This window comes from Hydrogenophaga sp. (assembly GCF_051007235.1).
In the GTDB taxonomy this organism is placed as follows: domain Bacteria; phylum Pseudomonadota; class Gammaproteobacteria; order Burkholderiales; family Burkholderiaceae_C; genus Hydrogenophaga.
Genome location: NZ_JBPCSJ010000425.1, coordinates 1 through 1,761, shown reverse-complemented (window position 1 = coordinate 1,761; position 1,761 = coordinate 1). Strand labels below are relative to the sequence as shown.

At 62.5% G+C, this 1,761-nt stretch carries 2 protein-coding genes; both read right to left on the bottom strand.

All coding sequences use genetic code 11. The annotated features are described in order from the left end of the window. On the bottom strand, window positions 1-1,057 hold a 1,057-nt coding region (locus ACR2JA_RS15225; protein ID WP_434009925.1), incomplete at its 3' end, for an NADP-dependent isocitrate dehydrogenase. 250 nt (window positions 1,058-1,307) lie between these two features. Beyond that, window positions 1,308-1,761: superoxide dismutase (locus ACR2JA_RS15220; RefSeq protein WP_434009924.1), on the bottom strand; the 454-nt coding region annotated here is incomplete at its 5' end.

Here is a 1,761-nt window from a genome sequence, read left to right as displayed (position 1 = left end):
ATGCGTCGACGATCCCGTCACTGGGCGAGTGGAAATTGGTGATGCCGCGGGCGGAGTCGACCATGGCCAGTTCGGGCCGGTGCTCGTGGCACTTGTGCAGGTCTTCGATGATCTCCTCGCGCTGCGAGGCGGGCAGCGATTCGATCTTGTCGTAGAGGTCGGAGAGCCCGTTGTTGACGTTGACGCCGAGCTCGTCGAACAGCTTGCCGTGCTTGGCGAACGCGTCCTTGTAGAAGACCTTGACCGCGTGGCCGAACACGATCGGGTGAGACACCTTCATCATCGTGGCCTTGACGTGCAGGGAGAACATCACCCCGGTCTTGCGCGCATCCTCGATTTCGCGCTCATAGAAGTCCAGCAAGGCCTTCTTGCTCATGAACATGCTGTCGATGACCTCGCGGTCCAGCAGCGAGACCTTGGGCTTGAGCACGATGGTCTTGCCGCTCTGGGTGAGCAGCTCCATCTTGACGTCGCGCGCCTTGTCCAGCGTCATCGACTTTTCACCGTGGTAGAAGTCGCCGCGGTGCATGTGCGAGACGTGGCTGCGCGAAGCCTGGCTCCACTCGGCCATGCTGTGCGGGTTCTTGCGGGCGAATTCCTTGACGGCGCGCGGTGCGCGGCGGTCGGAGTTGCCTTCGCGCAGCACCGGGTTCACCGCCGAGCCGGTGCACTTGGCGTACATCGCGCGGATGGCTTTTTCCTCGTCCGTCTTCGGGTCTTCCGGGTAGTCCGGCAACGCGTAGCCCTTGGCCTGCAGTTCGCGCACGCAGGCCACCAGTTGGCCCACCGAGGCGCTGATGTTGGGCAGCTTGATGATGTTGGCTTCGGGCTTGAGGGTCAGCTGCCCCAGTTCGCTCAGGGCATCGGGGACGCGCTGCTCAGGCGTGAGGTAGTCGGCGAAGGTGGCCAGCACACGCGCAGCGACCGAGATGTCGCTGGTGGCCACTTGCACGCCCGCCGGCGCAGCGAAGGTGCGCACGATGGGCAGGAAAGCGCTGGTGGCCAGCAGCGGGGCTTCGTCGGTCAGTGTGTAGATGATGGTGGAAGACGATGTCATCGCGTTGCTCCTGTGTGGTTGTCTGTTCCCTACCGACCGGTCGGTTGCTCGGTGGCGGCGCCGGGGATCGTCCGGGATTTTGCTTTCAAGGCTCTGACCGGTAGTTCATTTTTTGAACTGGTTTACCGCAATACGAAAATTGCGCCGATTTTTTTCAACTTTTTTCGTGTCCGGGCAGAAAAAAAGCCCGGGAGCAGAGCCCCCGGGCTTTGGATGGTCGCCACCTGAGCGGCCTGCACCATCGGATCGATCAGGCGAAGTTGGCTTCGGCGAACGACCAGTTGACCAGCTTGTCCAGGAAGGTCTCGACGAACTTCGGGCGCAGGTTGCGGTAGTCGATGTAGTAGGCGTGTTCCCACACGTCCACCGTCAGCAGGGCCTTGTCGGCGGTGGTCAGCGGGGTGCCAGCGGCGCCCATGTTGACGATGTCCACCGAGCCATCGGCCTTCTTGACCAGCCAGGTCCAGCCCGAACCGAAGTTGCCCACGGCGCTCTTGACGAAGGCTTCCTTGAAGGCGGCGTAGCTGCCCCACTTCGCGTTGATGGCCGCGGCCAGCGCGCCGGTGGGTTCACCGCCCCCGTTGGGCTTCATGCAGTTCCAGAAGAAGGTGTGGTTCCAGTCCTGGGCCGAGTTGTTGTAGATGCCGCCGGAGGACTTCTTGACGATCTCCTCCAGGCTCATGTTCTCGAACTCGGTCCCCTTC